Annotated in this window: 30 protein-coding genes; 17 read left to right on the top strand and 13 right to left on the bottom strand. The window is 63.8% G+C overall.

Annotated elements, in window-relative coordinates; all coding sequences use genetic code 11:
- Positions 1-18 precede the first annotated feature (18 nt).
- A complete protein-coding gene (locus tag AAEO60_RS14225; RefSeq protein WP_341674368.1) occupies positions 19-1,545 on the bottom strand; it encodes a fumarate hydratase in 1,527 nt (508 codons plus the stop codon).
- A gap of 176 nt (positions 1,546-1,721) precedes the next feature.
- Here AAEO60_RS14225 and AAEO60_RS14220 point away from each other — a divergent pair, with 176 nt between their 5' ends.
- Genes AAEO60_RS14220 through AAEO60_RS14205 form a run of 4 tightly spaced genes read left to right on the top strand, consistent with a single transcriptional unit; the run spans position 1,722 to position 4,647 of the window.
- Complete coding sequence (locus AAEO60_RS14220; RefSeq protein WP_341674367.1) at positions 1,722-2,318, top strand: protein-L-isoaspartate O-methyltransferase family protein; 597 nt, start codon at positions 1,722-1,724, stop codon at positions 2,316-2,318.
- 2 nt (positions 2,319-2,320) lie between these two features.
- Positions 2,321-3,781 carry a TolC family outer membrane protein gene (locus AAEO60_RS14215; protein WP_341674366.1) on the top strand — a complete coding sequence of 487 codons (1,461 nt, stop codon included), beginning with the start codon at positions 2,321-2,323 and terminating at the stop codon, positions 3,779-3,781.
- On the top strand, positions 3,782-4,258 hold the full coding sequence (locus AAEO60_RS14210; RefSeq protein ID WP_341674365.1) for a DUF2497 domain-containing protein: 477 nt from the start codon (positions 3,782-3,784) through the stop codon (positions 4,256-4,258).
- Entirely contained in the window at positions 4,255-4,647 is a 393-nt protein-coding gene (locus AAEO60_RS14205; protein WP_341674703.1) for a (2Fe-2S) ferredoxin domain-containing protein, read from the top strand. Before AAEO60_RS14210 ends, AAEO60_RS14205 begins: the two co-directional genes overlap by 4 nt.
- On the opposite strand, the gene AAEO60_RS14200 is transcribed toward AAEO60_RS14205, so the two are convergent.
- Entirely contained in the window at positions 4,644-4,982 is a 339-nt protein-coding gene (locus AAEO60_RS14200; protein WP_341674364.1) for a hypothetical protein, read from the bottom strand. The genes AAEO60_RS14205 and AAEO60_RS14200 overlap by 4 nt on opposite strands.
- Positions 4,983-5,109: 127 nt before the next feature.
- Here AAEO60_RS14200 and AAEO60_RS14195 point away from each other — a divergent pair, with 127 nt between their 5' ends.
- The 3 genes from AAEO60_RS14195 to xth are packed head-to-tail and all read left to right on the top strand — an operon-like array spanning position 5,110 to position 6,710.
- Complete coding sequence (locus AAEO60_RS14195) at positions 5,110-5,538, top strand: CBS domain-containing protein (protein ID WP_341674363.1); 429 nt, start codon at positions 5,110-5,112, stop codon at positions 5,536-5,538.
- A gap of 46 nt (positions 5,539-5,584) precedes the next feature.
- The gene (erpA, locus tag AAEO60_RS14190) at positions 5,585-5,914 is read left to right on the top strand and encodes an iron-sulfur cluster insertion protein ErpA (RefSeq protein ID WP_341674362.1); all 330 of its coding nucleotides are present in this window, start codon (positions 5,585-5,587) and stop codon (positions 5,912-5,914) included.
- Between the two features lie 10 nt (positions 5,915-5,924).
- Entirely contained in the window at positions 5,925-6,710 is a 786-nt protein-coding gene (gene xth, locus AAEO60_RS14185) for an exodeoxyribonuclease III (RefSeq protein WP_341674361.1), read from the top strand.
- 155 nt (positions 6,711-6,865) lie between these two features.
- On the opposite strand, the gene AAEO60_RS14180 is transcribed toward xth, so the two are convergent.
- The 10 genes from AAEO60_RS14180 to AAEO60_RS14135 form a co-directional block, all read right to left on the bottom strand.
- Positions 6,866-7,531, bottom strand: coding sequence for a cell wall hydrolase (locus tag AAEO60_RS14180; protein WP_341674360.1), 666 nt, complete (start codon positions 7,529-7,531; stop codon positions 6,866-6,868).
- Between the two features lie 205 nt (positions 7,532-7,736).
- On the bottom strand, positions 7,737-8,084 hold the full coding sequence (locus AAEO60_RS14175; protein WP_341674359.1) for a DUF1491 family protein: 348 nt from the start codon (positions 8,082-8,084) through the stop codon (positions 7,737-7,739).
- Positions 8,084-8,557, bottom strand: coding sequence for a PaaI family thioesterase (locus AAEO60_RS14170; RefSeq protein WP_341674358.1), 474 nt, complete (start codon positions 8,555-8,557; stop codon positions 8,084-8,086). The genes AAEO60_RS14175 and AAEO60_RS14170 overlap by 1 nt, the downstream gene beginning before the upstream one ends.
- A complete protein-coding gene (locus AAEO60_RS14165) occupies positions 8,544-9,005 on the bottom strand; it encodes a PTS sugar transporter subunit IIA (RefSeq protein ID WP_341674357.1) in 462 nt (153 codons plus the stop codon). Before AAEO60_RS14165 ends, AAEO60_RS14170 begins: the two co-directional genes overlap by 14 nt.
- A 127-nt stretch (positions 9,006-9,132) precedes the next feature.
- Positions 9,133-9,702, bottom strand: coding sequence for a ribosome hibernation-promoting factor, HPF/YfiA family (gene hpf / locus AAEO60_RS14160; protein ID WP_341674356.1), 570 nt, complete (start codon positions 9,700-9,702; stop codon positions 9,133-9,135).
- A gap of 56 nt (positions 9,703-9,758) precedes the next feature.
- A complete protein-coding gene (gene dnaQ, locus AAEO60_RS14155) occupies positions 9,759-10,445 on the bottom strand; it encodes a DNA polymerase III subunit epsilon (RefSeq protein ID WP_341674355.1) in 687 nt (228 codons plus the stop codon).
- Between the two features lie 3 nt (positions 10,446-10,448).
- Positions 10,449-11,078, bottom strand: a complete 630-nt coding sequence (coaE, locus tag AAEO60_RS14150; RefSeq protein ID WP_341674354.1) for a dephospho-CoA kinase — start codon at positions 11,076-11,078, stop codon at positions 10,449-10,451.
- Positions 11,075-11,932: a shikimate dehydrogenase gene (aroE, locus tag AAEO60_RS14145; RefSeq protein WP_341674353.1), complete on the bottom strand. Its 858-nt coding sequence runs from the start codon at positions 11,930-11,932 to the stop codon at positions 11,075-11,077. The genes coaE and aroE overlap by 4 nt, the downstream gene beginning before the upstream one ends.
- On the bottom strand, positions 11,929-12,504 hold the full coding sequence (locus AAEO60_RS14140) for a Maf family protein (protein WP_341674352.1): 576 nt from the start codon (positions 12,502-12,504) through the stop codon (positions 11,929-11,931). Before AAEO60_RS14140 ends, aroE begins: the two co-directional genes overlap by 4 nt.
- Positions 12,501-13,346, bottom strand: a complete 846-nt coding sequence (locus AAEO60_RS14135) for a pyruvate, water dikinase regulatory protein (protein ID WP_341674702.1) — start codon at positions 13,344-13,346, stop codon at positions 12,501-12,503. Before AAEO60_RS14135 ends, AAEO60_RS14140 begins: the two co-directional genes overlap by 4 nt.
- 298 nt (positions 13,347-13,644) lie before the next feature.
- Here AAEO60_RS14135 and hemE point away from each other — a divergent pair, with 298 nt between their 5' ends.
- The 4 genes from hemE to AAEO60_RS14115 all read left to right on the top strand — a co-directional run bounded on the left by hemE (position 13,645) and on the right by AAEO60_RS14115 (position 17,033).
- Positions 13,645-14,670, top strand: coding sequence for a uroporphyrinogen decarboxylase (hemE, locus tag AAEO60_RS14130; protein WP_341674351.1), 1,026 nt, complete (start codon positions 13,645-13,647; stop codon positions 14,668-14,670).
- A 43-nt stretch (positions 14,671-14,713) separates the two neighbouring features.
- Positions 14,714-15,157, top strand: coding sequence for a protoporphyrinogen oxidase HemJ (gene hemJ / locus AAEO60_RS14125; RefSeq protein ID WP_341674350.1), 444 nt, complete (start codon positions 14,714-14,716; stop codon positions 15,155-15,157).
- A 171-nt stretch (positions 15,158-15,328) separates the two neighbouring features.
- Entirely contained in the window at positions 15,329-16,585 is a 1,257-nt protein-coding gene (rho, locus tag AAEO60_RS14120; protein WP_341674349.1) for a transcription termination factor Rho, read from the top strand.
- A gap of 16 nt (positions 16,586-16,601) precedes the next feature.
- On the top strand, positions 16,602-17,033 hold the full coding sequence (locus tag AAEO60_RS14115; protein ID WP_341674348.1) for a hypothetical protein: 432 nt from the start codon (positions 16,602-16,604) through the stop codon (positions 17,031-17,033).
- Here the strand turns inward: AAEO60_RS14115 and AAEO60_RS14110 are convergent.
- Positions 17,030-17,434, bottom strand: a complete 405-nt coding sequence (locus AAEO60_RS14110) for a nuclear transport factor 2 family protein (protein ID WP_341674347.1) — start codon at positions 17,432-17,434, stop codon at positions 17,030-17,032. The two genes, AAEO60_RS14115 and AAEO60_RS14110, sit on opposite strands and share 4 nt — an antisense overlap.
- 93 nt (positions 17,435-17,527) lie before the next feature.
- Between AAEO60_RS14110 and AAEO60_RS14105 the strand changes: the two genes are divergently transcribed.
- Genes AAEO60_RS14105 through AAEO60_RS14080 form a run of 6 tightly spaced genes read left to right on the top strand, consistent with a single transcriptional unit; the run spans position 17,528 to position 23,354 of the window.
- On the top strand, positions 17,528-17,794 hold the full coding sequence (locus AAEO60_RS14105; RefSeq protein ID WP_341674346.1) for a DUF6489 family protein: 267 nt from the start codon (positions 17,528-17,530) through the stop codon (positions 17,792-17,794).
- A gap of 10 nt (positions 17,795-17,804) precedes the next feature.
- Positions 17,805-19,079 carry a tRNA uridine-5-carboxymethylaminomethyl(34) synthesis GTPase MnmE gene (gene mnmE, locus AAEO60_RS14100; protein WP_341674345.1) on the top strand — a complete coding sequence of 425 codons (1,275 nt, stop codon included), beginning with the start codon at positions 17,805-17,807 and terminating at the stop codon, positions 19,077-19,079.
- A 39-nt stretch (positions 19,080-19,118) separates the two neighbouring features.
- Positions 19,119-20,972: a tRNA uridine-5-carboxymethylaminomethyl(34) synthesis enzyme MnmG gene (gene mnmG, locus AAEO60_RS14095; protein ID WP_341674344.1), complete on the top strand. Its 1,854-nt coding sequence runs from the start codon at positions 19,119-19,121 to the stop codon at positions 20,970-20,972.
- On the top strand, positions 20,969-21,610 hold the full coding sequence (rsmG, locus tag AAEO60_RS14090; protein WP_341674343.1) for a 16S rRNA (guanine(527)-N(7))-methyltransferase RsmG: 642 nt from the start codon (positions 20,969-20,971) through the stop codon (positions 21,608-21,610). Before mnmG ends, rsmG begins: the two co-directional genes overlap by 4 nt.
- Positions 21,607-22,383 carry a ParA family protein gene (locus tag AAEO60_RS14085; RefSeq protein ID WP_341674342.1) on the top strand — a complete coding sequence of 259 codons (777 nt, stop codon included), beginning with the start codon at positions 21,607-21,609 and terminating at the stop codon, positions 22,381-22,383. Before rsmG ends, AAEO60_RS14085 begins: the two co-directional genes overlap by 4 nt.
- The gene (locus AAEO60_RS14080; protein ID WP_341674341.1) at positions 22,380-23,354 is read left to right on the top strand and encodes a ParB/RepB/Spo0J family partition protein; all 975 of its coding nucleotides are present in this window, start codon (positions 22,380-22,382) and stop codon (positions 23,352-23,354) included. Before AAEO60_RS14085 ends, AAEO60_RS14080 begins: the two co-directional genes overlap by 4 nt.
- The last annotated feature ends 42 nt before the right edge of the window (positions 23,355-23,396 follow it).

The raw sequence follows: 23,396 nt of genomic DNA, 5'->3' as shown, positions 1-23,396 counted from the left end.
TTCAGGCCGCATTTCGCCCTATTTGGCGTCCAACAGGCCCTCTTCGCGAATCTTCTCGCGCCAGTGCATCGGGGCCAGCGTGTGGACGTTGTTGCCCTCCGCATCGACCGCCACGGTCACCGGCATGTCCTTCACGGTGAATTCGTAGATCGCTTCCATGCCCAGTTCCTCGAAGGCGACCACCTTCGATTCCTTGATCGCCCGCGCCACCAGGTAAGCCGCGCCGCCGGTGGCCATGAGGTAGGCGACCTTGAACTTGCTGATCACTTCGACCGCGTCATGGCCGCGTTCGGCCTTGCCGATCATGGCCAGCAGCCCGAGGTCGAGCATCATCTCGGTAAACTTGTCCATGCGCGTGGCCGTGGTGGGGCCAGCCGGGCCAACCACTTCGCCCATCACCGGGTCAACCGGGCCGACGTAGTAGATCGCGCGGCCCTTGAAATCCACGGGCAGCTCTTCGCCCTTGTCGAGCATGTCCTGGATACGCTTGTGCGCCGCATCGCGCCCGGTCAGCATCTTTCCGCTCAGGAGCAAACGGTCGCCGTGGTTCCAGCTGGCGACTTCTTCGGGCGTCAGGTTGTCGAGGTCGACGCGCTTGGCTTCGGCATCGGGCTCCCAGTGCACGTCCGGCCAGGCGTCGAGGTCAGGCTGCGGCAGGTAGGCCGGGCCCGAACCGTCGAGCGTGACGTGGGCATGGCGGGTGGCTGCGCAATTGGGGATCATGGCGATCGGCTTGCCTGCCGCATGACAGGGCCAGTCGAGGATCTTCACGTCGAGCACGGTCGACAGGCCGCCAAGGCCTTGTGCGCCCACCCCCGTGGCATTGACCGCGTCGAAAATATCGATGCGCAACTGCTCGATATCGGTCTGCGCGCCGCGCTGCTTGAGCTGCGCCATGTCGATCGGGTCCATCAGGCTCTGCTTGGCCAGCTTCATGCAGTGTTCGGCCGTGCCGCCGATGCCGATGCCGAGCATGCCGGGCGGGCACCAGCCGGCCCCCATCGAGGGAATCTGTTCCAGCACCCAGTCGATGATATTGTCGCTGGGGTTCATCATCTTGAACTTGGACTTGTTCTCGCTGCCCCCGCCCTTTGCGGCAACGTCGACGCCAACGGTCTTGCCCGGCACCATTTCCACGCTGAGGACACACGGGGTGTTGTCGCGGGTGTTGCGGCGAGTGAAGGCCGGGTCAGCCAGGATCGAGGCGCGCAGCTTGTTTTCGGGATGGTTGTAAGCGCGGCGCACACCTTCATCGACCACGTCCTGCAGGCTCTTGTCCGATTTCAGTCGGCAGTCCTGCCCCCATTTGAGGAAGACATTGACGATGCCGGTGTCCTGGCAGATCGGCCGGTGCCCCTCGGCGCACATGCGGCTGTTGGTCAGGATCTGCGCGATGGCATCCTTGGCCGCCGGGCCTTGCTCCACCTTGTAGGCTTCGCCCAGAGCCTGGATGTAATCCATCGGGTGGTAGTAGGAGATATATTGCAGCGCATCGGCAATCGTTTCGATCAGGTCCTCTTCGCGGATCGTCACCATGTCGCTCATCGAGTCTGCCCTCCTGTTGGTCGAACCCTGTTGGTCGAATTGGCCATAGGCCCGCCATACCACCTGCGTCAAAACGGTTTCTGCAACGAGACGAATTGCGACAATGCCCCCATTGCGAGGCGCGGACCGAGGCCCTAAGGCACTTGGCGCCTCCTCAAACACAAGAGTTTGACACCGTGATTGCCGAAGCCCCTTCCACTGACAACCGCGCCCGCCGCGCGATGATCGACAGCCAGCTGCGTACCAGCGGCGTGAACGCACCCTTCGTGCTCAAGCGCATGGGCGAAGTCGCGCGGGAAGATTTCGTACCTGCCGCCGCCAAGGGCATTGCCTACATGGACCGCGCCATCCGGCTGGAGAACGGCCGCGCGCTGCCTGCCCCGCTGGTGCAGGGCAAGCTGCTGGAAGAAGCAGCGCCGACCGGCAAGGAGAAGGCCATCGTGGTCGATGCCGGCTCCGGCTACCTTGCCGAACTGCTGAAGCCGCTGGTGGCCGAGCTGACCGTGCTCAGCCCGGAAGAGGCTGTGGGCACCGGTCGCAAGGGCAAGGGTGCAGACCTGCTGGTGATCGACGGTGCGGTCGAGGAAATTCCCGCCAATCTCGCCAAGCGGCTGGCTGACGATGCCCGGATCGTTACCGGCATGGTGAGCAACGGGGTCACCCGCATTGCCGTAGGCCGAAAGACTGCAGCCGGCGTGTCGCTGCTGCCGGTTTACGATACCGGGGTGCCCGTGTTGCCCGAATTCGCTGCGCCGAAAGGCTGGAGCTTCTGATCATGCGCATCCGTAATGCGATTCCTGCGCTGCTGGCCGGAGTGTGCCTGCTGGCCACCCCGGCACAGGCGGATACGCTGAAGGATGCGCTGCTTCGCGCCTACGAAGACAATCCCACGCTGGAATCCGCCCGCGCCCAGCAGCGCGCAACGGACGAAAGCGTGGTGATCCAGCGCTCGCAGGCCCTGCCATCGCTCAGCGCGTCGGGTACCTATTCCGAATTCCTGCGGCAGAGCAGCACCAGTTTCATATCGCCCGAGCGACAGCTCAATGCCAGCGTCGACCTGTCTGTGCCGGTCTACCAGGGCGGTGCGGTCCGCAATGGCATCCTGGCTGCGGAAAACCGCATCGAAGCCGGTCGCGCAGGCCTGCGCAGCACCGAAAGCGGCCTGTTTGCCGATGTCGTCGCCATTTACATGGACGTGATCCTCAACGAGGCGCTGGTCGCCTTGTCGACCAACAACGTCAACGTGCTGGCAGTGAACCTGGAAGCAACCAGCGACCGGTTCGAAATCGGCGACCTGACGCGCACTGACGTGGCCCAGTCCGAAAGCCGCCTGGCCGTGGCCCGCGGCGACTTGCGCACGGCAGAGGCCAATCTCGTCAACGCGCGCGAACGTTATATCGCGCTGGTGGGCATGGCTCCGACGAACCTCGAACCGCCGCCGCCGCTGCCTGGCCTGCCGGACAGTCCCGATGCGGCCGTCGACGTGGCGCTGGAGCATAATCCGGACCTGATCGCCGCGCGCGAACGCGCCGAAGCCGCCGGCTACGATATCGAAGTGGCTGGCGCGGGCCGCCTGCCCACGGTCAGCCTTTTCACCAACGGCGGCTACCAGAATTTCCTCGGTACGCTTGGCTCGCTGACGGGCGACACAGCAGACCAAACCTCGACCAGCGCCACCGCCGGTGTGCGCCTCAGCGTCCCGCTGTTCCAGGGCGGCCGCGTCGCCGCGCAGCAGCGCCAGGCGACGGCCACGGCGCAGAGCTCGCTGGAACAGGTGATCGCAACCGAGCGGAGCGTGATTGCACAGACCCGGGCGATCTATTCCAACTGGCGCGCATCGAACGCCATCATCGCCTCCAGCGAGGCCGCCGTAGCCGCTGCCGAGCTCAGCCTCGAAGGCGTGCGCGCGGAAAGCACGGTTGGCAACCGCACAATCCTCGACATCCTCGATGCCCAGCGCGAACTGCTGCGGGCGCAAGTCCAGCTGGTGACCGCCCGCCGCAATGCCTACGTCGCCGGCTTCTCGCTACTCGCCATCATGGGCAAGGCCGAAGCGCGTGACCTAGGCCTGGACGAAGAAGGCGTGCTTTACGACCCGGTCGACAATTACGACCGCGTGCGGGGCATCGTGTGGGACTGGCAGCGCGATCCCGAACCGGTTTCTACCAGCTCGCGCACCGTTGACATTCCGGCACCTGATGGGGAAATTGCCGACACCAGCATCACGGGGGACTGAATGCGGCAGGAAGGCGAACCGTCAGTCGAGGAAATCCTCGCTTCGATCAAGAAGGTGATCGCGCGTGACAACGCCGCACTGGCGCAGGCCGCCTCTGCGCCGCGCAAGCGTGCGGGCCTCGTGGCCAAGGATGATAGCGAAACCTCCCCGGAAGACGTGCTTGACCTGGGTGTGATCGGTTCCGCCATCGGAGATGACGAGGCCAATGAAGAACTGATCGAAGAGGAGGCTTCGGATGAAGGCCTCACCAACGATAACGCGGCCGAGGCCATGCGCCAGTCGCTCGCCGCGCTGGCCATGCTGGCCGAGCCGCCAGCCAGGCCCCAGATCGTCCGCCAAGGCGAGACATCGCTGGAAGGCATGGTCCGCGAAATGCTGCGGCCGATGCTGGCCCAGTGGCTCGACGCCAACCTGCCGGGCATGGTCGAGGAAATGGTGAAGGCCGAGATCGCACGAATCGCGGGCAAGAAGCGCTGACTTCCAGCCCGCGCATAGCAACCGCCAGGGCCAAGCTTGCCGAGATCGGCGGCGAGGCTATCCAGCGCCATATTTTCCTCTGTGCCTTGTCCGAAAAGGGCAAGTGCTGCCCGCGCAAGAAGGGCGAAGCTTCGTGGACTTACCTCAAGACCCGGCTGAAAGAGCTGGGCCTGACGGGGCCCAAGACGACCGAAGGGGGCGGGATCCAGCGAACCAAGGCCGATTGCCTGCAGGTTTGCGCGGCTGGCCCGGTCGCAGTCGTCTGGCCAGACGGCGTGTGGTACCATTCATGCACGCCCGCCGTGCTTGAACGGATCATCCAGGAACACCTTGTCGGGGGCGTGCCGGTGGAAGACTTCCGGCTCTATCCCGCTCCGCAAGCAGGTTAGGACTGGTCCTTCCAGCCCACGTTGCGGTGGTCGATGCGCTTGGCATCGGGATCGAGATCGTCGAGCGAATTCTGCACCGAGGCATCGTGGCCGGTGCCGTTCGACAGGAAGACGAGGCCCATCAGCGCGCTCATGAGCAGCATGGAAAAACCGATGCCCAGCGCCGTGGCGATGAAGAAGTGCGGCGATACGTCGTCCACCTGCTTGTAGACCACCACCAGCGCGATGGTGACCGTAGCCAGCGTAATGCCCATCATCAGCCGCATCAGGCGCCGGAATCGCGCCCAGGCGAAGGCGGCGTTTTCAGGATCGTCGAGCGGTGAGCGGTTGACCATGTGCGCGCCATGCCTGCCTGACGCCGTGCTGGCAACGGTATTGCACACATGATTTGCCCGGAACGGCCCTGTCGTGGCACAATCACGACAAGCTCCACCAAGCGAGTCTCTTTGAGGGAGAGCAGTCATGTCGATCCGGAAGATAATCCAGAACAGCGAGCACGCCATTGTCTCCTGCAGCCCGCAGGACAGCGTGCACACGGCGTCGAAACTGCTGGCAGAGAAACGCATCGGCGCACTGCCCGTGCTCGAGAATGGCGGAATCGCCGGAATCTTCTCCGAACGTGACTTGCTCTATTGCGTCGCCCGCGAAGGCGCTGCCGTGCTGGACCGCGCCGTTGGAGAGGTGATGACCTCGCCCGCCATCACCATCGAAGCGAATATAGACGCACTCAAGGCACTGTCGCTGATGACTCGCCGCCGCATCCGTCACCTGCCGGTGGTTGATGGCGGGGCCATGGTGGGCTTCGTTTCGATCGGCGACCTGGTGAAGTACCGGATGGAAATCATCGAGGCCGAAGCCGAACAGATGCGCGAATATATCACCAGTGCCTGAAACCGGAGCTTGAGAGCGGGCACCCGCGCGCCTACATCTGTATCCTATGACCACACCGCTGACCCTCACCGAAGCCGCCGCCACGCGTGTCGGCCTGATCGCCCAGAAGCAGGGCAAGCCTGCCGTGCTGCGCCTCTCGGTCGAAGGCGGGGGCTGTTCGGGCTTCCAGTACAAGTTCGACCTCGACGAGGGAGCGGAGGCCGACGATTCGGTCAGCGAGACGGCTGGCGTGAAGCTGGTGGTCGATCCGTTGAGCCTGGAACTGGTTGCCGGCGCGACGGTCGATTACGTCGAATCGCTGGGCGGTGCTGCCTTCCGGGTGGAAAACCCGAACGCCGCAGCAGGTTGCGGTTGCGGTTCCAGCTTCGGCATCTAGGGTTCAGGCGATGAAAATCGCCTCATTCAACATCAATGGCATCAAGGCGCGTCTCCCGCGCCTCAAGGAATGGCTGGAGGAAACCCGTCCTGCCGTTGCTTGCCTGCAGGAAATCAAGACGCAGGACGAGGGCTTCCCAGCCGCCGAGTTCGAAGAAATCGGCTACCACGCGATCTGGCACGGCCAGAAGGCCTTCAACGGCGTGGCGATCGTCGCGGACGGCCAGGCGCCGGTGGAAATGAAGCGCGGCCTCGGCATCGACGGCCCGAAAGAGGGTGAGGGCGAACAGGCACGCTACCTGGAGGCCGATGTGAACGGCGTGCGCATCTGCAACCTCTACCTGCCTAACGGCAACCCGCAACCGGGGCCGAAGTTCGATTACAAGCTGGCCTGGATGAAGCTGCTCCGCGAGCGCATGCTCGAACTGCTCGCCGCCGAACAGCCCACCGTCGTGCTGGGCGACTTCAATGTCATTCCAGAAGACAAGGATGTCTACGCGGTGAAGGCGATGGAAGACGACGCGCTGATGCAGCCCGAGTCGCGCGACGCCTACAAGCGCCTGCTTGGCGACGGCTGGACCGACGCCATCGACACACTCAACCCGCGCGGCGGGGTCTGGACCTACTGGGACTACCAGGCGGGCGCCTGGCAGAAAGACCACGGCTTCCGCATCGACCACCTGCTGCTGTCACCGCAAGCGGCAGACCGCCTGGTGGCGGCAGGGGTCGACAAGGAATACCGCGGCCGTGAAAAGGCCAGCGACCACGCGCCGGTGTGGGTGGAATTGAGGGATTAGCGCCCGCCTTTGCGCTCTCGCATTGTTAGGGGGCGGCGCATGCCACCGGCGCTTCTGTTTGCTTTTCGATCCGACATAAGTCGGACCGTCCTCGGTGCTGTTCGCTGTGCGCCTGGCGAGGACGCTCGCACGGAGGTGCGAGCGCAAGACTCACACTACCGATAGAAAATGTGACGATTGATCGTGGCGCGCGTCGTCATGCGGCCTGCCCAGCGCGGACGCACGTGCGTCGCGTGGAAGTAGAGCGCGTCATCGGCAGGGCTTTCCCACAGGTCGCGGTGCGCGATGCGGGCAATTGCGACAGCGCGGTCCCATGCCTCCGAAGCGTGGTTCGGGGTCGGAATCCGGCCGCCGCGCACGAAGGAAAACTGCGAACGCTGGGTCACCACCGAGCAATAGTCATCGGGGAAGCTGTCGCTTTCGGAGCGATTGATGATCACCCGGGCCACGGCCAGCTGGCCATCCAGCGGCTCGCCGCGCGATTCGAAATAGACCGCCTGTGCCAGGCACATCATCTCGCGGTTCATTTCACCGTGGGTGTCGATGCTGCCCACGAGCTCGCGCAGGGATGCAGCGTCGCTCGGCTGGACAGCATGTTCGACCGGCTCTTCCGGAACGTCCTGCACCACTTCGTTCATGACGAAGCGGATCGCGGGTTCGGAACCTTCGGCGGTCGACTGAATTTCATTGTTGGCCGTTTCGAGCGTGTCCTGCTCGGCCTGGTCCTGGGCCACGGCGCCGCTACCAGCGGCACCGAAACTTGCGGCAAAAGTAATGGCGGCCAGGGCGCCGAGCCCGACCCGCTTGCTGATAATGTTCATCGATCCCGTTACTCACGGCGGTGGGTAACCCATGCAGGTCTGCGGACGCGGTACTTTTCAAGTTCCGTCTCTTCCCGCGATCCGTCCCAAACGGACCTGCTGGTTTACCCCCCGTCTGCGCGCTGAAAGGCACCGCCGTATTGCGGCGCCAGGCAACCTACGCTGTCGGAAAGTCCGGCGCCAAATAGGCTCAATTGATTCGATGTCAACTTGTGAACGGTTTGACGTCGATGAAGCGTTCCGCGTTTACGATATCAAGCTCGACGATCCAGAGGTCCTCGTCCTGCTCACCCCGGCGGTTGCACCATTCGGTGAATTCGCGCGGATTTTCAGCCTCTTGCTTCCTCGAAAGTACCCATTTCCGGCTGCCGTCGAGCTGCGGCATACGCTCGTAAGCGCGTGCCTGAGTGGCGCGATCGCAACACACGACCATGATTGTCCCGGCAGTGCGTTCACCTTTTGAAATAACCGTAGCGAAGCCGCCAGCGGCATCCACGGCGCGGATCAGGCCGCTGACTTCGAGGTGGGCGGGAAGCCTGTCGTCCACTGCCATCAGTCCGGCTGGTGGTATCCGGGCAGGCCTGACAGGGCGATGTGCGAACGCATGAAAGTGCCCGTCCCGCGCCCGATCTCGTCGCCTTCCTCGTCCATCAGGTGCGCCTCCGCAATGAATACGCGGCGCTTGCCGCTGATCCAGCGCCCCTCGGCAATGACCTTGCCATCGCGTAACGGCTTGGTGAAATGCAGGTTGAAACCGGTGGTCAGCAGGAAGCGGTCCGAGACCAGCGAATTTGCGGCATAGAAGGCCGCATCATCGAGCATCTTGAAATAGAGCGTGCCGTGAGTCGCCCCGGCTGCGTGGTAGAAACGCTCGCTGGCCGTGAACGAAATTCGCGAGCGGCCCGGTTCGAGCACTTCGAGCCGGGATTCGAACAGCTGATTGACCGGAGCGGAAGCGTAAAGCTGCTCGAGAGCGCGGAAATGGGCCTCTTGCCCATTTGCCGAGACGTCGTCAGGCGGCGTCACGATCCGTCACATTGGTCAGCAAGCCGAACAGCGCCTCGGCATCGGGCGCGTCGCTCAAGGCGTCATGGACACGTTCGTCCCGCGCAAGGCGCGATATCTCGGCGAGGGCATGGAGGTGAATGGCACCGCTCTGGGCAGGAGAAAGCAGGCCGAATACCAGGTCCACCGGCAAGCCGTCCGCAGCCTCGAAGTCGACCGGGCGTTCCAGCTTGAGCATGGCGCCGAGCGGACGGTGGAGACCAGGCATCCGGGCATGAGGAATGGCCACGCCGCGACCGAATCCGGTGCTGCCGAGGCTTTCGCGCTCTTCGAGATGCTCGAGCACCTGCACCGGATCGAGATTGAACGATTCGGCGAAAGTCTTGCTCAATTGCTGGAGGATGCCGCCCTTGCTGTCAGCCCGCACAATGCGCACCGACTGCGGCTTCATCATGAAAGTGGTATTCATAATCGCAATATTTCTCGTATCATTCAATCCGTTGCGCGCAACACGGGCGCGTGTCCACGGATGCCATGCCTTCCAGTTATTCCCCCCGGAAAGCCGCCTGATACCAGCTCTTATTGGTGGTTGGCGGTCAGGACGGTTCGACCCAACCGATCGACCCGTCGTCGCGGCGATAGACCATATTATGCCGCCCGGTTCCAGCATTTTTGAAGAACAGGGCATTGGTGTGCCGCAGGTCGAGCAGCATGACCGCGTCGGAAACACTCACTTCGGGCACGTCGATACGCGTTTCAGCGATAACCGGCGGGCTTTCCGTGACGATCTCTTCTTCGGTATCCGCCTCTTCGACAGCGAAGATCGTGTAAGCGGCCTCTTCTTCGGCCACGGCGTGGGCCGACTGCTCATGCCGGTCCTTCAGGCGGCGCTTGTAGCGGCGCAGCTGCTTCTCGATCTTCTCGGCCGCCTGGTCGAAAGCCTGGTGCGCATCGTGCGCCTGGCCATGGCTCTTCAGGATCAAGCCGTGATTGACGTGGAGGACAATGTCGGCAGCGAATGCATGAGCCGGCGCTTTGCCGAAGGTTACCGTGGATGAAAGCGCGCGACTGAAATGCTTGTCGACGATGTTCTCAAGTCGGTCCGCAGCATGTTCCTGCAGGGCGGTTCCGGTATCGACCTGGTGACCAGACACGCGAATATCCATGGGCGGTAACTCCTCTTGTTGTCGATCGCTCCATTATCCCATGTGGGGATAAACCTTCACGAGGTCCAGAGCGGAGATTCCAACGTTTCGAGAAAGCTTTTGTGCCGCGCCAGCTCTTCTTCGCTCGCCGCGTGCGGACGGGGCGCGCGGTACTCGCCCAGCCGTGGCTTGAACACGGCGCGGGCTACCGTGGTTTCGGCCGTATTATCAACCGCAAGCTGCAAGCCGATCTGCCGCCCACCCGTCAATTCGACATAGACCTGCGCCAGCAGTTCGGCGTCGAGCAGGGCGCCGTGCAGGGTGCGGTGACTGCGATCGACGCCGTAGCGGCTGCACAGGGCGTCGAGCGAATGCTTGGCCCCGGGGTGGCGGCGGCGAGCGAGGACGAGGGTGTCTATCATGCGATCTTCACCCACTGGCGCAAGTCCGCACTGCGCCAGCTCGTGGTTGAGGAAGCCGAAGTCGAATTGCGCATTGTGCGCCACCAGCGGGTCTTCCCCGATGAACGCGAGCAGGTCTTCGGCCAGCTCCTTGAACAAGGGTTTGTCCGACAGGAAGGACGCGGACAGGCCGTGCACGCGCTCTGCCTCCACCGGCATGTCGCGTTCGGGGTTGAAGTAGTGGTGGAAGGTGCGCCCCGTAGCCACGCGGTTGACCATCTCGATGCAACCGATCTCCACCATGCGGTCTCCCGTCTGGGGATCGAGGCCCGTGGTTTCGGTGTCGAAGACGATCTCGCGCATGGCTCAGCTATCGCTTGCCGCGGGGGGATCGCGCAAGTCGTGCCGCAGCTTGTCCACCAGCGCGTGGACCTGGCTCGCGGTTTCATCGAGTGTGCCGCCATTTTCGATGACGTAGTCGGCGCGGGCGCGCTTGGCGGCGTCCGGCAATTGCAGGCCAAGGATATGCGCGAACTTGTCTTCGGTCATGCCGGGGCGGGCCAGCACGCGTTCGCGCTGGATCTCGGCCGGGGCCGAGACGACGACGATGGAATCGACGAGGCCGGACAGGTCCTTCTCGAACAATAGCGGGATGTCGAAGACCACCAGCGGTTCGTCCGCATTGGCTTCAAGGAAACGCTGGCGGGCGCGGCCAACGGCAGGGTGGACGATCATCTCCAGCCGCGCGAGGGCATCGGGATCGGCGAAGACTTTCGCGCCAAGGGCATCGCGGATCACGCCGGCGTCATCGGTCGAGCCGGGGAAGGCGGATTCGATTCCGGGCACCAGCTCGCCGCCTGCCGCCTGCATGCGGCGCACCTCAGCGTCGGCGTCGAAGACGGGCACCCCGGCAATCTCGAACATGGCGGCAACCGTGCTCTTGCCCATGCCGATAGAGCCGGTGAGGCCGATGATATGCGGGCGCTGCTCGCTCATTGGGTCAGGATCCGGCGCAGTTCGGCATCACCGTCAACACGCGGCGGGGCCGCGCCGAAGAATTTTTCGAAGGCGACGGCGGCCTGTCCGATCAGCATCGAAAGTCCGTCGACCGTGCGCAGCCCTTGGGCGCGCGCTTCTTCCAGCAAGGGCGTATCGAGCGGGGCGGTGACGATATCGTAGACCACGCTGCCCGGCGGCACGTGGCTGAAATCGAGCGCCAGCGGCGGCTGGCCGACCATGCCGAGTGCGCTGGCGTTGACCACCAGGTCGAAGCAGCCTTCGCGGTCGTCGAACTGGAAGTCCGAAGCCTCGGCAAAGTGATCGAGCGGCGCGACATGGTGGCCTTCGCCCGCGCCCAGCTCGTCGAGCAGGCCTTGCGCCTTGGCAGTGTTGCGCCCTGCCACCACCAGGGTCAGCCCGTGTTCGAGCAGCCCGACGATGATCGCCCGCGCGGCGCCGCCGGTGCCGATGATCCGCGCCATGCGGAAATAGTGCTGCTTTGCCAGCTCGTCCTGCAGGGGTTCGAGGAAACCAGCCACATCGGTGTTGTAGCCGGTGAGCGAACCATCGGCTTCGCGCACGATGGTGTTCACCGCGCCGACCTTCTCGGCCAGCGGATCGAGCCGCGCCAGGTGCGGCATGACCGCCTGCTTGTGCGGCATGGTGACATTGCAGCCGAGCCAGTCGGGATCAGCCGCGCGCTTCGTGAGGTAGCCTTCGAGCTCGGCCGCATGAACGAGGCAATGGCGGTAATCGGCATCCAGCCCCAGTTTCTCCAGCCAGTAGCCATGGATCGCGGGCGACTTGGACTGGGCGATGGGATCGCCGATCACTTCGGCATAGCGCGTCATTGCGGCAACTCGCCAAGATCGCGCAGCGCGCCAAGCACCGGCAGCAAAGGCATGCCGAGCACGGTGAACTGGTCGCCTTCAATGCGGTCGAACAGCTGTACACCGCGCGCCTCGATGCGGAACACGCCGACACAGTAGCCGACTTCAGGCCACTCGGCGTCGAGATAGCGCTCGATGAAGTCGTCCGACAGTTCGCGCACCGACAGCATGGCCATGGCCGGATGACTCCAGACCACCTTGCCCGCCTTGGCAATGGCGGCAGCGGAATGCAGCTGCATGACCTTGCCGGAGAACTGCCGCAGGTGTTCGGCAGCCTCGGCGCGGTCGCGCGGCTTGTCGAACCGCCTGTTGCCGACCACCACGAGGGAGTCGCTGCCCAGCACGGGTTCGTCCGCCGTGACCGCCAGGGCCTTGGCCTCGGCCAGCGCCAGCGCGATCTGGTCAGGCCGGGCACCCGCCATCCCGGCTTCGATCGCGCGCTCGTCGAGGTCAGCCGCGCGCGCTTCGAACTGCACGCCTGCGGCTTCCAGCATGGTGCGGCGCGAAGCGGACTTGGAGGCCAAGACAATCATATCGGCCTGGTGCCCGACTGCGGGCCGCCAGTACGCGTTTCGCGCGACTGGTAGAGGTTGATGATGGCTGCTGCCGATTCCTCAATCGAGCGGCGCGTGACGTCGATCACCGGCCAGCCATTGTCGGCAAACATGCGGCGCGCGAAGGCCACTTCCTTGGTCACCCGCTCCTCGTCGACGTAAGAGGTCTGCGTTGTCTCGTTGAGCGAGAGCAAGCGGTTGCGGCGGATCTGGATCAGCCGGGCTGGCGCAGTGGTCAGCCCGACGACCATCGGGTGCTTCAAGGCGAAGAGCGAGGGTGGCGGCGGGCTTTCGACCACCAGCGGGATATTCGCCACCTTGTAGCCGCGATTGGCGAGGTAGATCGAAGTCGGTGTCTTTGAGGTGCGCGACACCCCGGCCAGCACGATGTCCGCCTCTTCCCAGTCCTCCCAGCTGATGCCGTCATCATGGGCAATGGTGAACTGGATCGCATCGACGCGCGCGAAATAGGCTTCGTCCATGCGGTTCTTGCCGCCCGGCCGGCCGTGCGCTTCCTGTCCCAGCTGTTCTTCGAGCGCGGCGACGATCGGGTCCATCACGGCGACGTGGGGCAGGCCGAGTTGTCGGCAACATTCCTCCAGCCGGTCTCGCGCGGCTTCGTTGCTAAGGGTATAGAGGACCAAGCCCGGATTGGCGCGGAAGTCGTCGACAATCCGTTCGAGGTGCTGGACCGAGCGCACCATGGGCCAGAAATGACGCTGGACGTCGGCATCGCTGAACTGCGCCAAGGCAGCCTTGGCGAGCATTTCCAGCGTTTCGCCGGTGGAGTCGGACAGGAGGTGGAGGTGCAGCCGGGCCATGTGGATAATGCCGAGCATAAACCACGGGAGCGATTGGCGGACAAGCTGTCGATGAAGTTAGCCCCCGTTGCAACCCGGAGTCCTGAGCACGGTTGTCAGTCCAGCGGCGCACTTGTCGACAGCTTGGGGATTGCGGGGAGAAGTAACGATGGACAGCCTCAACCCATGAGTCGCAAGGCAGCCGATGGGTGTTCATCGCCGGAGAAATCGGGCAAAGGCGCGCAATCCCCGCAATCCACAGGACCAACAACGTCCTGAATCCTTATTATATATATTATTTTATTGATTGGACTCCTCGATGCCCGGTCCTCTTCTCGAGAACATTACAGGTCGGCGGACGGCCCAGCGGCCCGTCTGGCTCATGCGCCAGGCAGGGCGGTACCTGCCCGAATATCGTGCCTTGCGAGCGGAAAAGGGCGGCTTTCTCGAACTGGTCTATGACAGCGAGGCCGCGGCCGAGATTACCATGCAGCCGATCGACCGTTTCGGGTTCGACGGGGCAATCCTGTTTTCCGATATCCTGATCGTGCCGCATGCCCTGGGGCAGGACCTGTGGTTCGAAGCCGGGGAAGGCCCGCGCCTTGCACCGCCGCTGGTCGATGGCGCGCTGGCTGGCCTGGAAAAGGCCTTCCACCATTTCGAGCCAATTTACGAAACCGTGCGGCTGGTCCGCAAGCGCCTTTCGCCCGAGGTGACCATGCTGGGCTTTGCCGGGTCCCCGTGGACCGTGGCGACCTACATGGTGGCGGGTCAGGGGTCGAAGGATCATGGCCTGGCGCGCAGCCTGGCCTGGCGCGACCCGGAGGCATTCGCAACGCTGGTCGGTGCGATCGAGACGGCGAGCATCGAATACCTGCTCGGGCAGATCGACGCCGGTGCCGAAGCCGTGCAGTTGTTCGATTCCTGGTCCGGTTCGCTCAGCCCCGCGCAGTTCGAACGGTGGGTTATCGCACCCAATGCCCGCATAACCGCGGCGATCCACGAGGCACGTCCCGGCGTGCCGGTTATCGGCTTTCCGAAGGGGGCCGGTGCCAAGCTCCCGGCCTATGCCCGCGAGACCGGCGTCGACGCACTTGGCGTGGACGAGACGCAGGAACCGGAGTGGATCGACGCCCAGCTTGCCCCTGGCATGCCCGTACAGGGCAATCTGGACCCGATGTTGCTGCTCGCCGGGGGGTCGGCCCTCGACGAGGGTGTGGACCGCATTCTCGCGGCTTTTTCGGATCGTCCCCATGTCTTCAATCTCGGCCACGGGATCGACAAGGAAACGCCCATCGCCCACGTCGAACGCCTGCTTGCCCGGTTGCGCGGCCAGGGCCAGTGAAACCGGGGGTGACGTGCGGCTTCGCAATCCCTAGATACGCGCCATGCAGGAAGTGCTCGCCATGACCTATCTCTGGCTGAAAGCCGGCCACATCATCTTCGTGATCTTCTGGATGGCAGGCCTGTTCATGCTGCCGCGGTTGTTCGTCTATCACCAGGAAGCGCCCGAAGATTCCGAAGAGGCCAAGCGCTACGAGGACCGCGAGCAGAAGCTGCTCAAGATCATCCTGCTGCCCTCGATCATCGTGGTCTGGGTACTGGGGCTGGCGCTGGCCCAGACACTGGGTCTGTGGGCCAGCGGCTGGCTGCACGCCAAGATGCTGCTGGTGCTGGTCCTGTCGGGCTATCACGGCTGGATGGCAAGCTATGCCAAGAAGCTGGCGCGCGGTGAGCGCTCGCTGACCGGAAAGCAGCTGCGGATGATCAACGAGATCCCCGGCGTGACCGTGGCGCTGATCGTGATCCTCGTGGTCGTCAGGCCGTTCTGAATTCCCGCCCGATAATGGTGCGCTCCGTCGATTGCGAATTGACCGCAACCGGTGAAACCCATATTTGCTGACTCGTTCCGGCTAGAGGTCGCCATTTCTCGCGCGACCGGGTCTGCTTTCTCCAAGCCCAGATGGCCCGCCGGCTTCCCAAACAACTGGAATAATTGAACAATGCATCTCAAAGAACTCAAACAGCGGACGCCGGCAGAACTGGTCGCCATGGCCGAGGAATACGACGTCGAAGGTGCCAGCACCATGCGCCGGCAGGACCTAATGTTCGCCATCCTCAAGGAAGTGGCTGAAGATGGTGAGGAAATTCTCGGCATCGGCACGATCGAAGTGCTGCAGGACGGCTTCGGCTTCCTGCGCTCGCCCGAAGCGAATTACCTTGCCGGTCCGGACGATATCTACGTTTCACCCAACCAGGTGCGCAAGATGGGCCTGCGCACCGGCGATACCGTTGAAGGTGAAATCCGCGCGCCCAAGGATGGCGAGCGTTACTTTGCGCTGACCAAGCTCAAGGCGGTCAACTTCGAAGACCCCGATGCTGTCCGCCACCGCACCAATTTCGACAACCTGACGCCGCTCTATCCGGACGAGCGCCTGCATCTCGATACCAAGGATCCGACGGTGAAGGACAAGTCGGCGCGCGTGATCGACCTGATCTCGCCGCAGGGCAAGGGTCAGCGTTCGCTGATCGTGGCGCCGCCGCGCACCGGTAAGACCGTGCTGCTGCAGAACATTGCCAAGGCGATCACGGACAACCACCCCGAAGTCTTCCTGCTGGTGCTGCTCGTCGACGAGCGTCCGGAAGAAGTCACCGACATGCAGCGTTCGGTGAAGGGCGAGGTGATCTCCTCGACCTTCGACGAACCGGCCTCGCGCCACGTACAAGTCGCTGAAATGGTTATCGAAAAGGCGAAACGCCTGGTCGAACACAAGAAGGACGTGGTGATCCTTCTGGACTCGATCACGCGCCTTGGCCGTGCCTACAACACCGTGGTGCCCAGCTCGGGCAAGGTGCTGACCGGCGGTGTCGACGCCAATGCCCTGCAGCGCCCCAAGCGTTTCTTTGGTGCCGCGCGTAACATCGAGGAGGGTGGTTCGCTCTCCATCATCGCCACGGCGCTGATCGATACCGGCAGCCGCATGGACGAAGTGATCTTCGAAGAATTCAAGGGCACCGGTAACTCGGAAATCGTGCTCGACCGCAAGGTTTCCGACAAGCGCATCTTCCCGGCGCTGGATGTCGGTAAGTCCGGCACCCGCAAGGAAGAGCTGCTGGTCGACCAGGCCACGCTCAGCAAGATGTATGTCCTGCGCCGTATCCTGATGCAGATGGGCACGGTCGACGCGATGGAATTCCTCCTCGACAAGATGAAGGATTCCAAGACCAACGAGGACTTCTTCGAGACGATGAACCAGTAAGGTTTCTGGTGGCGGGATGGCGCACGAGGGCAACCTTGCCGATCTCGCCACCATAACCTCTCGCAACGAGGCGCTGGTGATCGCCAGCGCGCTCGAGCATGCTGGCGTGCGGACCTGGATCGACGGCGTGCACCATGCCTCGGTCGATCCGATCTCTATCGCCTTGGGTGGACACCGCCTGCGGGTCTTCGCCGACCAGTGGGAGGAAGCCAGCGCCATCGTTCACGAAATGGGACTGCCTGACGGTGAAATCGTCTTCGAAGGGCAGAAGCTGGCCGTGCAGAAGCTGCTGTTCGCCTTTGTCGGACTCCACGTCTTCCTGGTCATCCCGAACATCATCGCCGGGTTGCTCCCCTTGACCAGCCTGTGGCTGCTGCCAAGCGCAGCACTGGGCGTGCCTGTCGATCCCCGCGGGCAGAACGATTGGTACCTGGCGCAGGATGATTAGCCGTCTTTGGCCGCCTCCAGCTGCGCCAACATTTTCGCCCGCACGGCCTCGATAGCCTTGAGCGGACGGACCATCACCTTGAAATCCTTTATCATTCCCTCTGAATCGAAGGCGATAAGGTCCACCCCGTTGACGTGCACACCGTCGATCTCGGCCGCGAATTCCAGCGCGGCATTCTCGCCATCGATCAGCTTGCGGACATAGTGGAAGCCATGCTGCGAAAAGAGCATCAGCGCGGCCCCCAGGTACTGCATCACCAGCACCTTGCCGTGCTGCGGGGTGTGCATGACGGGCGAGTGGAACACGGCGTCTTCAGCAATGAGCTCTGCCAGGGCGGCAGGGTCCATGCGGCTCTCGGCCACCTCGTGCAGCACGGCGACGGTTTCTGCGGGGCTACCCATCAGCAAGGCTCTCTTCTGCAAACATGGTTTGTAATTGCTACTGTATCACACATATAAGACGCTGCTAGCGACGCAGAGTGAAAGGTTCGCGCAATGAAGGTCAATATCGAGATCGACTGTTCGCCCGAAGAGGCGCGCCGCTTCATGGGACTGCCCGATGTCGAGCAGGCCAACGCGGTCTATGTCGATACCATTGCCAAGGCCATGAAGGGCGTCACCAATGCCGATCAATTGGAGCAGTATGCCAAGCAGCTCGCGCCGATGGGGCAGATGGGCTTGAAGATGTTCCAGAGTTTCGTCGAGGGAGCGCAGCGCAACGCGGCTGCAGCCTCACGCGTCGACGAGGACGACGAAGACTAAGAAGAAGACCATGGACACCATCTTTGCGCTTTCGAGCGGGCAACCGCCTGCGGGGATCGGTGTTATCCGTGTCACGGGACCGCAGGCTTTCGCGGCGGTCGCGGCGATTGCCGGCAAGCTGCCGGAGCCGCGCAGGGCCATGCGGGCGCTGTTTCGCGATGTTTCACGTGAAACACTGGATGACGGACTGGTGATCACCTTTCCCGGTCCGAATTCGGTGACGGGCGAGGACCTGGCGGAATTCCACTGTCACGGCGGGCGCGCTGTCATCGCTGCGGTCGAACGCGCGCTTGGCAAGGTCGAAGGCTGCCGCCGCGCCGAGCCGGGCGAATTCACCCGCCGCGCTTTCGCCAACGGCAAGATCGACCTTTCCGAGGCCGAGGGCCTTGCCGACCTCCTTTCCGCCGAGACCGAGATCCAGCGCCGCAGTGCGATGGCAATGGCGGGCGGGGCGCTCTCGCATCGGGTCGAAGATTGGCGGATTGAGCTGTTGCGGCTCTCTGCCCAGGTTGAGGCCGTGCTCGACTTCGATGACGAAGACGATGTGGCCGCCTTGCCGCCTGCCTTTGGTGATGCCCTCAGGTCGCTCAAGACCCAATTGGACGAGGTGCTGGCTGCTCCGCAGGCAGAGACCCTGCGCGAGGGATACCGTGTGGCGCTGGCTGGGCCTCCCAATGCCGGCAAGTCCACCCTGTTCAACGCGCTGGTCGAAAGCGAGGCGGCGATCACTGCCGAGATCGCCGGTACGACGCGCGATGTCCTGACACAGGCGGTCGCCCTTGGAGGCGTGCCGTTCACGTTCGTCGACATGGCCGGCCTGCGCGAGAGTGGGGCGGACGTCGTCGAAACGATCGGCATTGATCGCGCGCGCGGCGAAATTGCCCGGGCTGATCTCGTCCTTTGGCTTGGTCCGGAGGGCGACGGCCCGGATGGCGCCTGGGAGATCGAAGCGCAGGCAGACCTCTCGGGGCATGTGCGCAAGGAGTCTCCACGGTTCCGCCTGTCTGCCGTGACGGGGGAGGGCATGCCCGAACTGCGTAAGGCGCTGATCGCCGAGGCACGATTGGCCATGCCCAAGCCGGGGCAGGCGGCGCTCAATGCCCGCCAGCGAGACCGTTTGCAGGAGGCGACAGCAGCCCTGTCTGGCGCGGAACGGGAGAGCGACCCCCTGTTGATTGCCGAGAACCTGCGCCGCGTGCGGCAAGCCTTCGACGCCCTCGTAGGCCGGACGTCGACCGAAGACGTGCTCGACACGCTGTTTGGACGCTTCTGCATCGGGAAATGATCTGTTCCACGTGGAACAGATGCTCTATCGGGCGCAGCCATGAGTTCTTTTGATGTCATCACTGTCGGCGGTGGTCATGCCGGAGCCGAGGCTGCGGCCGCGGCTGCGCGCATGGGCGTGCGCTCTGCGCTGGTGACCTTTGATGCCGGCACACTGGGTTCGATGAGCTGCAACCCGGCTATTGGCGGTCTGGGCAAGGGCCATCTTGTGCGCGAGGTCGATGCCTTCGACGGCTTGCTGGGCAGGGCCGCAGACGCGGGTGCGATCCATTACCGCATGCTCAATCGCTCGAAGGGTAGCGCCGTCCAGGGACCGCGCGTGCAGGCGGATCGCAAGCTGTTCCGCCGCGCGGTGCAGGCCATGCTCAAGGCGCAGGACAACCTCCATGTCGTCGAGGGGGAGGCCGCCGAGCTGATCTTCGATCACGACCGTGTGGTTGGCGTACGCCTTGCCGACGGGTCCGAACTGCGTGCCAAGGCGGTGATCCTGTGCACCGGCACCTTCCTTGGCGGCACACTCTTCCGCGGGGAAGAGCGGTTCGAAGGCGGGCGTATTGGCGAGAATTCGGCGCAGAAGCTTGCGGCGCAGCTGCGCGGGGCAGACCTGCCCATGGCGCGCCTCAAGACAGGGACGCCGCCACGCCTCGACGGGCGCACCATCGACTGGGCGCGGCTGCAGGAACAGCCGTCGGACGCCGATTTCTGGACCATGTCGCCGCTCACCCGTGAACGCGCCAATCCGCAGGTCTTCTGCGCCATCACCCGCACAAATCCCGTGGCCCACGCCATCATCGCCGAGAACCTCGACCGGTCACCGTTGTTTACGGGTGCGATTGACGCAGCCGGGCCGCGCTATTGTCCCTCGATCGAGGACAAGATCCACCGCTTTGCGGACCGTGATGGGCACCAGGTCTTCCTCGAGCCAGAGGGTCTCGACACACATCTCGTCTATCCCAACGGCATCAGCACTTCGCTGCCGGTCGACGTCCAGCTCGCCATGTTGCGGGCTATGGAAGGGTTGGAACAGGTAGTGATGGAAGTCCCGGGCTATGCCGTGGAGTACGATCACATCGATCCGCGCGCGCTGGGGCCGGACTTGCAGCTCAAGGCCATGCCCGGGCTCTATTGCGCCGGCCAGATCAACGGCACCACCGGCTACGAGGAAGCTGCGGCCCAGGGCCTTGTCGCCGGCATGCATGCCGCTTGTGCCGTGCTGGACCGCGCCCCGCCGGCCATCGACCGTGCCAACAGCTACATGGCGGTGATGATCGACGATCTCACCCTGCATGGCGTGAGCGAGCCCTACCGCATGCTCACGGCCCGCGCCGAGTATCGCCTGCGCCTGCGCGCCAACAACGCCACAACGCGCCTGACGCCGCTGGCCTTGGAGGTGGGATGTGTCGGGCAGGAGCGAACCGAGTGGTTCGCCAAGCGGGAAATCGAGTGTTCCACGTGGAACAAGGCGCTTGATCGCGTGGTACCTGCCACAGAGCTGTCCGATGCCGGATTGCCCGTAAAGCGGGATGCCGGGCGCAAGACGCTGTGGGATTGGCTTTCCTTGCCCGATCTCACGCTTCCCGTGCTGGCGCCCTGGCTTCCCACCGGCTGTGACCCCGAGAGCGAAATGGCGGCCGAACTGGCCGAAGACGCCGCCTATGCGCCCTACCTCGCCCGCCAGGACGCCGAACTGCGTGACCTGCGCAGCAGCGAGGCGCTGTTGCTGGGTGACGACTTTCCCTTCGCGGACGTCCCCGGACTGTCCAACGAGATGGTCGAGCGGCTTTCCAGCGCCCGTCCGCACAACCTTGCAGCCGCAGGCCGGGTGCGCGGGATTACCCCTGCAGCGCTCGCCGCCTTGCTGGTCCACGCCAAGCGCAGGAGCCAAGCCGCGTGATCGATAGTGAAGACAGTGCTCGCCGGTTCTGTGCGGAGCGTTGCGACGCAGAGGCCATGGCGCGCCTCGAGCGTTTCATCCCTATGCTGGTGGAAGAGAACAGCCGTCAGAACCTCGTGTCCAAGTCCAGCCTCGATTCCGTCTGGACGCGGCACATGGCGGATAGCCTGCAATTGCTCGACCACATTCCCGGGGATGCCGGCCTGTGGCTCGACCTGGGCAGCGGAGCAGGCTTTCCCGGCCTCGCGATTGCCCTGGCGCGTCCTGACTGGTCCATCATGCTCGTCGAATCGCGCAAGCGCCGAATCGAGTGGCTGGAGCGTGTTTGCGCCGAATTCGACCTCGAAAACTGCAAGGTCGCGGGCTCGCGGCTCGAAAATGTGGAAACATGCCCAGCAGGCGTAATCACGGCGCGGGCCTTCGCTCCGCTTGGTAAACTTCTCGACTTATCCTCGCGGTTTTCCACACCGTCCACCGCATGGTTGTTGCCGAAGGGGCGCTCGGGGGCGATTGAATTGTCTGAGCAGCCTGCAGCGATTCGTTCGATGTTCCACGTGGAACAATCCGCCACGGACCCGACTGCGGCCATTTTGGTCGGAAAAGGCCAAGTCAAGACAGGGAGGCCCCAACGACCATGATCGTCATCGCCATCGCCAACCAGAAGGGCGGGGTCGGCAAGACCACCTCCGCCATCAATATCGCCACGGCTATGGCGGCGAGTGGTTGGCGGACGCTGCTGATCGATCTGGATCCCCAGGGCAATGCCTCGACGGGTGTGGGGCTCGGCGCGGCGCAGCGCGAGCTTTCGAGCTACGACGTGCTGATTGACGAGCTACCGGTCTCCGAATGCTATGTCGCCTCGACGATTCCTGGCCTCGATCTTGTGCCTGCGACGGTAGACCTGTCCGGTGCCGAGGTTGAGCTGGTGGGTGTCGAAGATCGCACGCAGCGCCTGAAACGTGCACTGGACGCGCACAAGGGCCACGACATCGCCTTTATCGACTGTCCGCCCTCGTTGGGCCTGCTGACGCTCAACGCGCTGTGTGCGGCCGATACACTGCTGGTGCCGCTGCAGTGCGAATTCTTCGCGCTCGAGGGTCTCAGCCAGCTGCTGCAGACCGTTGAACAGGTGCAGCAGCGATTCAATGCCGATCTGGGCATCGTCGGCATCGCCCTGACCATGTTCGACCGCCGAAACCGCTTGACCGACCAGGTGGCCGACGATGTGCGCGAATGCCTCGGTGACCTGGTGTTCGAAGCGGTGATCCCGCGCAACGTGCGCCTGTCCGAAGCGCCGAGCCACGGCTTGCCCGCGCTCATTTATGACCATTCCTGCCCCGGCAGCCGGGCCTACATGGCCCTGGCGCGTGAGCTGATCGGTCGCCTTCCGGCTGAAAGGGTTGCGGCATGAGCAACGACAACGAAACCGCCAGCCGCAGTCCCGCCGCGGGCCGCCGCAAGCTCGGCAAGGGCCTCGGTGCCCTGATGGGCGAGGTAAAGCGCGAAGAGCCATTGGTGGCAGCACGGCCTGCCGGCGAGACCACGGGCAATGGGTCAGAGGGCGGCACGCCGCGTGCAGATGGCCTTGCGAACATTGCGGTTGCCGACATCACCCCGCATCCGGACCAGCCGCGTCGACACTTTGACGAAGAGGCTCTGGCCGAACTGGCTGCCTCGATCGCTTCGCGCGGAGTCATCCAGCCGGTAATTGTTCGTCCAATGGAGGGCGGGAAGTACCAGCTGGTGGCCGGCGAGCGCCGCTGGCGCGCCTCGCAAAAGGCGCAACTCCATGAAATCCCTGCACTAATTCGCGATCTGGGCGAGCGTGACGTCATGGCGCTGGCGCTCATCGAAAACGTGCAGCGCGAAGATCTCAACCCGGTCGAGGAAGCGCGCGCTTACCAGCGTCTCGCTGAGCTCGAGGAAATGACCCAGGCGGAAATCGCCAGACTGGTCGAGAAGTCGCGCAGCCACGTAGCAAACCTGCTGCGCCTGTTGCAACTGCCGGACGGGGTGCTCGATCACCTCGAAGCGGGCCGACTCGACATGGGTCATGCCCGTGCCTTGATTGGCCTCGACAATGCGGCTGAGCTGGCTGACACCGCCGTGAGGGACGGCCTGACCGTGCGCGATGTCGAGAAGCTGGCGCGCAAGGCGAAATCCGGCTCCGAAGGCCCGGTGCGACGCCAGGCACGGCCATCGCGCGATCCGGTGCAGGATGCCGATATCGCTGCGGTGGAGAACCACCTGCAGGAATTCCTCGGACTTCCGGTGAAGATCACCACCGATGCCGACCCGCGTTCGGGTTCGGTGACGGTGAAGTTCCGCACGCTGGACCAGCTCGACCTGGTGTGCCAGCGCCTGACCGGCGGCGGTATCTGAATTAAATCAACAGGTTAGCTGATCCCGGAGTTGCGCCGCGCA

The organism is Aurantiacibacter gilvus (genome assembly GCF_038289935.1).
Lineage (GTDB): Bacteria > Pseudomonadota > Alphaproteobacteria > Sphingomonadales > Sphingomonadaceae > Alteraurantiacibacter > Alteraurantiacibacter gilvus.
This window is presented reverse-complemented; position numbering and strand designations above follow the sequence as displayed.

Coding starts and splice junctions, on each gene's coding strand:
- AAEO60_RS14225 (WP_341674368.1), bottom strand. CDS start 1,545: ATGAGCGACATGGTGACGATCCGCGAAGAGGACCTGATCGAAACGATT.
- AAEO60_RS14215 (WP_341674366.1), top strand. CDS start 2,321: ATGCGCATCCGTAATGCGATTCCTGCGCTGCTGGCCGGAGTGTGCCTG.
- AAEO60_RS14210 (WP_341674365.1), top strand. CDS start 3,782: ATGCGGCAGGAAGGCGAACCGTCAGTCGAGGAAATCCTCGCTTCGATC.
- AAEO60_RS14200 (WP_341674364.1), bottom strand. CDS start 4,982: ATGGTCAACCGCTCACCGCTCGACGATCCTGAAAACGCCGCCTTCGCC.
- AAEO60_RS14195 (WP_341674363.1), top strand. CDS start 5,110: ATGTCGATCCGGAAGATAATCCAGAACAGCGAGCACGCCATTGTCTCC.
- erpA (WP_341674362.1), top strand. CDS start 5,585: ATGACCACACCGCTGACCCTCACCGAAGCCGCCGCCACGCGTGTCGGC.
- xth (WP_341674361.1), top strand. CDS start 5,925: ATGAAAATCGCCTCATTCAACATCAATGGCATCAAGGCGCGTCTCCCG.
- AAEO60_RS14180 (WP_341674360.1), bottom strand. CDS start 7,531: ATGAACATTATCAGCAAGCGGGTCGGGCTCGGCGCCCTGGCCGCCATT.
- AAEO60_RS14175 (WP_341674359.1), bottom strand. CDS start 8,084: ATGGCAGTGGACGACAGGCTTCCCGCCCACCTCGAAGTCAGCGGCCTG.
- AAEO60_RS14165 (WP_341674357.1), bottom strand. CDS start 9,005: ATGAATACCACTTTCATGATGAAGCCGCAGTCGGTGCGCATTGTGCGG.
- hpf (WP_341674356.1), bottom strand. CDS start 9,702: ATGGATATTCGCGTGTCTGGTCACCAGGTCGATACCGGAACCGCCCTG.
- dnaQ (WP_341674355.1), bottom strand. CDS start 10,445: ATGCGCGAGATCGTCTTCGACACCGAAACCACGGGCCTCGATCCCCAG.
- coaE (WP_341674354.1), bottom strand. CDS start 11,078: ATGAGCGAGCAGCGCCCGCATATCATCGGCCTCACCGGCTCTATCGGC.
- aroE (WP_341674353.1), bottom strand. CDS start 11,932: ATGACGCGCTATGCCGAAGTGATCGGCGATCCCATCGCCCAGTCCAAG.
- AAEO60_RS14140 (WP_341674352.1), bottom strand. CDS start 12,504: ATGATTGTCTTGGCCTCCAAGTCCGCTTCGCGCCGCACCATGCTGGAA.
- AAEO60_RS14135 (WP_341674702.1), bottom strand. CDS start 13,346: ATGGCCCGGCTGCACCTCCACCTCCTGTCCGACTCCACCGGCGAAACG.
- hemE (WP_341674351.1), top strand. CDS start 13,645: ATGCCCGGTCCTCTTCTCGAGAACATTACAGGTCGGCGGACGGCCCAG.
- hemJ (WP_341674350.1), top strand. CDS start 14,714: ATGCAGGAAGTGCTCGCCATGACCTATCTCTGGCTGAAAGCCGGCCAC.
- rho (WP_341674349.1), top strand. CDS start 15,329: ATGCATCTCAAAGAACTCAAACAGCGGACGCCGGCAGAACTGGTCGCC.
- AAEO60_RS14115 (WP_341674348.1), top strand. CDS start 16,602: ATGGCGCACGAGGGCAACCTTGCCGATCTCGCCACCATAACCTCTCGC.
- AAEO60_RS14110 (WP_341674347.1), bottom strand. CDS start 17,434: ATGGGTAGCCCCGCAGAAACCGTCGCCGTGCTGCACGAGGTGGCCGAG.
- AAEO60_RS14105 (WP_341674346.1), top strand. CDS start 17,528: ATGAAGGTCAATATCGAGATCGACTGTTCGCCCGAAGAGGCGCGCCGC.
- mnmE (WP_341674345.1), top strand. CDS start 17,805: ATGGACACCATCTTTGCGCTTTCGAGCGGGCAACCGCCTGCGGGGATC.
- mnmG (WP_341674344.1), top strand. CDS start 19,119: ATGAGTTCTTTTGATGTCATCACTGTCGGCGGTGGTCATGCCGGAGCC.
- AAEO60_RS14085 (WP_341674342.1), top strand. CDS start 21,607: ATGATCGTCATCGCCATCGCCAACCAGAAGGGCGGGGTCGGCAAGACC.
- AAEO60_RS14080 (WP_341674341.1), top strand. CDS start 22,380: ATGAGCAACGACAACGAAACCGCCAGCCGCAGTCCCGCCGCGGGCCGC.